A 5700-nucleotide genomic window follows, 5' to 3' on the forward strand; every position below is an offset into this window, starting at 1 on the left:
TGCTGATCCCGGATGAAACCGGCCTCTCGTCCGTACCGTGCATAATCATGCAGTGGCGGAAAAATTATCCGGGCGCTCGCGGGCCGTTTGCGGGGGAGAACAGGCTGGTTTTTAGCGGTTTGGCCCCCAAACTACGCGGAGGGCGTCGGGGGCGGTGCGTGGAACAGGTGTTATGGTAAATATTTTTACATTTTACTCATAAATTAGTCGATTTACTTTTCTTCTTCTAAGTTAGAAATAATTTCATTAAGCTTAGAAATTATTTCTCTTTTTGTTTCTGGTTTTTTTGACTGCTCATTTAATAGTGGTATTACATCCATTAAGTTAGTCGTTGGTATTATTATGGTTGTCTGAATAGATGCGTGTTCGTCTCCAATCTCTATGTCATTAATTGTTCCGAAGTCTAGCTTTGATACCACCGGTCCAAATCCAAACCTGATCAAGTGATCACAGTAAACCGTCTTGTGATTTTCGCTGTATACGATGGAACCTTTTTTCTTAGCCATGACTATTTACCATTTTTGGTGTTACGTTAAACGTTTTTAGGCTGGGTAGCCCACTAAATATTAATGTGTTTTCATTGGTTTTGTTTTTTTCTATCTCTTTGTTTTTGATTGCCTTTTCGTTTAATGACACAGATATATAACTTTCTTTCCCTCGACCATTTAATAAATCCATCATGACATCTTCTTTGCTTTGGATATGTACGGTTAGTTTGTGTTTTTTTATTTCGCTTATTGTGTTGATTTGCAAAATATTAGATATGTAAGATGATTTTTCCCATGGCTGAACCATTTCTTTTTTATATATTTTATGAAAGTAAATGGAAAAGTCATAACCTAGGGCTAGAGATATGGCTGTGATTGTTTTTACTGTAATGTTTTGCTCGCCAGATAATACTTTCGATAGTCTACTTGGAGCCCAATTCAGTTTTTCGCAAAGTTGACTTCTTGAAATATTTTCATGAGAAATTAATGCTAATAACTCATTGGCCACAGCATTTTTTTTAGTAAAGAAAGGGTCTACATCAGAAAAGTCAAAGAAATCAAATTCTGAGTTTTCAGTGATTTCTGTATTAAGATTTTCTTTTATCATTTTCTTCCTCTACTTGTAACAATATCGCTTCTGCAAGCTTTCCTAAGTGCTTATCTTGTGAATCACTCAGATCGTCTTCTCGCTTGTACCATAAGTGTAATAAAACTATTGTTTTTTCATGTAAGTATATGAAATATAACCTTAATTCATCTTGCCTTATTCTCCATACGTGATCTATAACATGTTCGCCTTTTGTGTTTTTATAAGAAAACTCTAAAGCGCAATGGAGTCTTTTCTTGTCGTACATTTCATTTAATGGCTTTCCGGGTTCACACTTCTGTCCTAGAACAGTGAACAAATTTTTAGCTTTGGCCTTGTCTGGAGGCTGTAGCTTTTTGATGTCTTCATGAAGATTTGCTTTTGGGGTTGTACTGGAAAAACATTTGAGCACTTTCCATGAATTTGGCGTCACTTTAAAAATTTCCACTGGACCAGGATGGCCAGATATTTTCACATCTTCCAGTATAATAGGCATGATTTAACTTATAAGTTAACTTTTTTTGTTTGTGTGTCACTATACATCTAAATTAAGAGTGCTCTTAATCTATTGATAATAAGTGAAAGATCCGTTTTATGTATGTTTTTTGCTTCTTTTTTTTGCCGATGTGCGTGGAAGTATTATTTGATCTTTTATGTGTGACAGAGCATTATCGGATTTAAAAGAAAAAACCACCCTGGCAGGTGGTTTTTCGAAGGTTCAGTAAACCGGCAAGTTTCTGAACCGTGGTAACTGGCTAATAACGGAGCACAGATACCAAATACTGTCCTTCCAGTGTAGCCGCAGTCAGGCTCCTACTTCAAGAACTACATACAAATGTATGTAATCCCGCTCCGTGAAACCAGCTACCAATGGCCGTTGCCAGTGGCGATAAGTCGTGTCTGTCCGGGTTGGAATCATGTGACTAGTTACCGGAGCAGGCGCAGCGGTCGGGCTGAACGGGGAGTTCGTGCATACAGCCCAGCTTGGAGCGAACCACCTAACCAGACCCCAGCATCCGGCGTGGAATGAGAAAACGCGGCCATGACAGCGGAATGATGCGGGGAGACTGTAGGGTGGGAACAGGAGAGCGCACGAGGGAGCGACCCATCGGAAACGGTGGGGATCTTTAAGTCCTGTCGGGTTTCGCCACTTCTGGCTTGAGCGTCATTTTTTGTGATGCTTGTCAGGAGGGCGGAGCCTTTGGAAAAGCGCCTTGGCTTGTGCTGCTATGGGCTGTGCTCTTTTCCCCTTGTATCGATATCTCCTGTTTTTTAACCCCCACCGCTCGCCGCAGTCCTGTGACCGAGCGTAGCGAGCGAACAGGCGAGGAAGCGGAAGAGCCACGGTACTGTTATGTCTCGCGTAACGCGCTGATGCCTCCTGTTTCTCCTGCCTCAGAGAACTCCTTTTCTGTCAGCCTGCTTTATGCTTGCATATCAAGCCAGTATACACTCCGCTAGCGCTCCGTGACTGGTTCAGGGCTGCGCCCCGAAACCCGCCAAACACACTGACGCGCCTGCGGCTTGTCTAACCCCGCACCGAACAGGAAAGATTTCCTGTCCGCTCCGGGGTTATCAGGAGGGCTTTTTGGCCGAGAAACGCAACAAGATGCTGACCATGTGGGTCAGTGACGAGGAACACCGGCGACTGCTGGAGCGCTGTGACGGCAAACAACTGGCCGCATGGATGCGGCAGACGTGTCTTGATGAGAAACCGTCGCGCACCGGCAAACTGCCGTCACTCTCTCCGGCGCTGTTACGCCAGCTTGCCGGTATGGGTAATAACCTGAACCAGATAGCCCGGAAGGTTAACGCCGGAGGCGGCACCGGCCATGACCGGGTACAGATTGTGGCGGCGCTGATGGCGATTGATGCCGGGCTGGACAGGCTGCGTCATGCGGTACTGGCAAAGGAGTCTGACGGTGATTGTTAAGTTCCATGCGCGCGGGCGTGGCGGCGGCTCCGGGCCGGTGGATTATCTGCTGGGAAAAGACCGGCAGCGCGAGGGGGCGAGTGTTCTTCAGGGGAAACCGGAAGAAGTCCGGGAGCTTATCGACGCCTCGCCGTATGCGAAGAAATACACCTCCGGGGTGCTGTCATTTGCGGAGGCCGATTTACCGCCCGGACAGCGTGAAAAACTGATGGCCAGCTTTGAGCAGGTTCTGATGCCCGGACTCGATAAAGACCAGTACAGCATCCTGTGGGTGGAGCACACCGACAAAGGGCGGCTGGAACTGAATTTCCTCGTTCCCACTACCGAACTGCTGACCGGGAAACGCCTCCAGCCGTATTACGACCGGGCCGACCGGCCGCGCATCGATGCGTGGCAGACGGTGGTCAACGGCAGTCTGGGCCTGCACGACCCGAACGCGCCGGAAAACCGGCGGGTACTGGTTACGCCGTCAGCCCTGCCCAAAACGAAGCAGGAGGCCGCAGAAGCGATTACACGGGGTCTGCTGGCCCTTGCTTCATCCGGGGCGCTGAAAACGCGGCAGGACGTGACGGAGGCGCTGGAAGTGGCCGGTTTTGAGGTGGTGCGTACCACGACAAGCAGTATCAGCATTGCCGACCCGGACGGGGGGCGAAATATCCGACTGAGGGGAGCCATTTATGAGCAGTCTTTTAACGCTGGCGAAGGACTTAGAGCAGAAATCGAAAGCGCAGCAGCAGAGTACCGGCGAGATGCTGAAGACCGTATTCAGCGAGCACGAAGCGTCTGTAAAACAGGCATTGAACGAAAGCGGGAAGAGAATCAGCGACGCTATCCGCGACCACGAGAGGAGTATGACCCTGGCCATGCAGTCGAACCGGACAGGCGTGCTGCGTATGGTCGGGCGGACATGGCTGACCATCACGATGGTGTCGGTATTGCTCATCGCCACGAGCGGGAGCGTGCTGTGGTGGCAGGGGCAGAAAATCATCCAGAATACGGAAGCCCTCAGCCAACAGGCGGACACGCTGGCAAAGATGAACGAGAAAACGTGGGGCGTGAGCTACCAGAGCGACAGCAACGGGCGGTTTCTGGTACTGCCGAAGGGCATGAAAGCGGAAACGGGCTGGACAGCGGACAACGGGAAACAGCACGCCGTGAAACTGGTACGGGAGTAGAGCATGACCGAGCTGGAAAAACAGTTATTGAGCGCCTTAGAGCAGCTACAGCAGGACTACTCGCAAAGGCTGGACGAGTGGGAGAGCGCCTTCGGGGAATGGCGGACGATGTGTGGACTTATGCAACGGGAGAACGCGGCACTGAACGAGCGCGTCACGAGCTTGAGCAGGCAGGTGCAGAGTTTGAGCGAGCAGCTGCGCCGGTTATCGAGCGGCTGAATGTTGCTGAACAGCGCCGACAGCACGAGCATTCACTTCAGCTTCAAAAGGAGCGGGAGCAGGCACGTCAGCGGCACTCTCCGGGACGCTCGATGGAGTTGTAGCGCCTTTACGCCCTTTCATCCTTGTCGTTGACAATCATCTGTTCCACTTTATAGTCGTGCAGTCACCGCTAAACGGTGATCGGGCATCTCACCCCGTACTCGTTGTCGGCACCGCGTATATCGCTTTCTGGTGCCGTCTGCCTTTGCGCACCTGTCTTCTATGGTGGCTCAGGCGGGGCAGCCTTCGGGCTGGCCGGAGTCCAACGAGCCGGTAGTGAGATCCCCGTCTGGGCTACCACCCAAAAATCTCACTTTGGGTGGTGGTTTTTAACTCTCGATGGAGCAAACCACCATGTGCAGTAATTCGACATGCCACGAACTTCCCCGTTATGACCACAATATCGAGTTTGAAGACCTGATAGACCAGTGCCGGGCGCTGATTTATGCCGTGCTGGAAATACCCCATCCTTCCGTTCGTGAGGTGTTGTCATTCCTGTTGCAGGAGCGAATTGATGCATTATTTGCCGCCTTTCATCAGGAGCTGGCCGGGCCATCACATCCCTAAAGGCATTCAGAACTGAAACGAAAAAGCCCGCTTGGCGGGCTTTTTTAGTAATGGTAGCGGCACGATGCAATCAGTAAGGCATCGTCCTCGACGGCATAAACCAGCCGGTGCTCGGCGGTGATGCGGCGTGACCAGAAACCGGCGAGATTATGTTTCAGCGGTTCGGGTTTGCCTTTGCCGGAAAACGGTGTCCGGCTGGCATCCTTGATCAGTTCATTCACCCGCTTCACCATCTTTTTATCGGTTTCCTGCCAGTACAGGTAGTCTTCCCAGGCTTCCTCAGACCATGTGAGTTTCACTCAATGATATCCCTGTTCTGACCCTTGCCGCTTTTCAGGCTGTCGATGGCATTCATCAGTCGGCGGGCGTTTGCTGGCGAACGCAGCAGATAGGCGGTTTCTTCCAGCGCATTGTATTCATCAAGGGACATCAGCACGCAGGATTCCCCATTCTGACGGGTGATCAGCACCGGTGCCTTGTCCTCTACGGTCTGGATCATGGTGTCGGACAGGTTCTGCCGGGCTTCGCTGTAACTTACTGTTCTCATAATAACCTCCTTTGTACAAATAATTGTACATTGAATGGGGTTTTGAGCAAGGTCTATGACGGGGATTTTGTGCATGCACAAAATCAATGGATTGGGACCACGGTCCCAATCCGGGGGAAGAGTGACTAAAACCGGCGTCAGGC

General features: G+C 50.2%; 9 protein-coding genes and 2 pseudogenes. 5 read left to right on the forward strand and 6 right to left on the reverse strand.

Annotated elements, in window-relative coordinates; genetic code table 11:
- Window positions 1–212 precede the first annotated feature (212 nt).
- The 4 genes and pseudogenes from LF929_RS21005 to LF929_RS21020 form a co-directional block, all read right to left on the reverse strand.
- Window positions 213–506, reverse strand: coding sequence for a hypothetical protein (locus tag LF929_RS21005; protein WP_226093625.1), 294 nt, complete (start codon window positions 504–506; stop codon window positions 213–215).
- Window positions 499–1095 (reverse strand): helix-turn-helix transcriptional regulator, encoded by a 597-nt coding sequence (locus LF929_RS21010; protein ID WP_226093624.1) that lies wholly within the window; start codon window positions 1093–1095, stop codon window positions 499–501. The genes LF929_RS21005 and LF929_RS21010 overlap by 8 nt, the downstream gene beginning before the upstream one ends.
- On the reverse strand, window positions 1076–1570 hold the full coding sequence (locus LF929_RS21015) for a hypothetical protein (RefSeq protein WP_226093623.1): 495 nt from the start codon (window positions 1568–1570) through the stop codon (window positions 1076–1078). Before LF929_RS21015 ends, LF929_RS21010 begins: the two co-directional genes overlap by 20 nt.
- Window positions 1571–1892: 322 nt before the next feature.
- Window positions 1893–2048: pseudogene (locus tag LF929_RS21020) on the reverse strand (replication initiation protein).
- Window positions 2049–2683: 635 nt separating this feature from the next.
- On the opposite strand from LF929_RS21020, the gene LF929_RS21025 reads away from it, so the two are divergent.
- The 5 genes and pseudogenes from LF929_RS21025 to LF929_RS21045 all read left to right on the forward strand — a co-directional run bounded on the left by LF929_RS21025 (window position 2684) and on the right by LF929_RS21045 (window position 5010).
- Window positions 2684–3007 (forward strand): MobC family plasmid mobilization relaxosome protein, encoded by a 324-nt coding sequence (locus LF929_RS21025; RefSeq protein ID WP_152605897.1) that lies wholly within the window; start codon window positions 2684–2686, stop codon window positions 3005–3007.
- Between the two features lie 208 nt (window positions 3008–3215).
- Window positions 3216–3650: pseudogene (locus tag LF929_RS21030) on the forward strand (relaxase/mobilization nuclease domain-containing protein); the annotation flags it as partial.
- Between the two features lie 34 nt (window positions 3651–3684).
- Window positions 3685–4182, forward strand: a complete 498-nt coding sequence (locus LF929_RS21035) for an MbeB family mobilization protein (protein WP_226093629.1) — start codon at window positions 3685–3687, stop codon at window positions 4180–4182.
- Window positions 4183–4185: 3 nt separating this feature from the next.
- Window positions 4186–4401 carry an MbeD family mobilization/exclusion protein gene (locus LF929_RS21040; protein ID WP_226093628.1) on the forward strand — a complete coding sequence of 72 codons (216 nt, stop codon included), beginning with the start codon at window positions 4186–4188 and terminating at the stop codon, window positions 4399–4401.
- A gap of 396 nt (window positions 4402–4797) precedes the next feature.
- Complete coding sequence (locus LF929_RS21045; RefSeq protein ID WP_226093627.1) at window positions 4798–5010, forward strand: hypothetical protein; 213 nt, start codon at window positions 4798–4800, stop codon at window positions 5008–5010.
- A 44-nt stretch (window positions 5011–5054) separates the two neighbouring features.
- Here the strand turns inward: LF929_RS21045 and LF929_RS21050 are convergent, their stop codons facing one another.
- Window positions 5055–5309 (reverse strand): Txe/YoeB family addiction module toxin, encoded by a 255-nt coding sequence (locus LF929_RS21050; protein ID WP_226093626.1) that lies wholly within the window; start codon window positions 5307–5309, stop codon window positions 5055–5057.
- Window positions 5306–5557 carry a YoeB-YefM toxin-antitoxin system antitoxin YefM gene (yefM, locus tag LF929_RS21055; RefSeq protein ID WP_033569909.1) on the reverse strand — a complete coding sequence of 84 codons (252 nt, stop codon included), beginning with the start codon at window positions 5555–5557 and terminating at the stop codon, window positions 5306–5308. Before yefM ends, LF929_RS21050 begins: the two co-directional genes overlap by 4 nt.
- Window positions 5558–5700: the final 143 nt, after the last annotated feature.

Source organism: Dickeya oryzae, assembly GCF_020406815.2.
Lineage (GTDB): Bacteria > Pseudomonadota > Gammaproteobacteria > Enterobacterales > Enterobacteriaceae > Dickeya > Dickeya oryzae.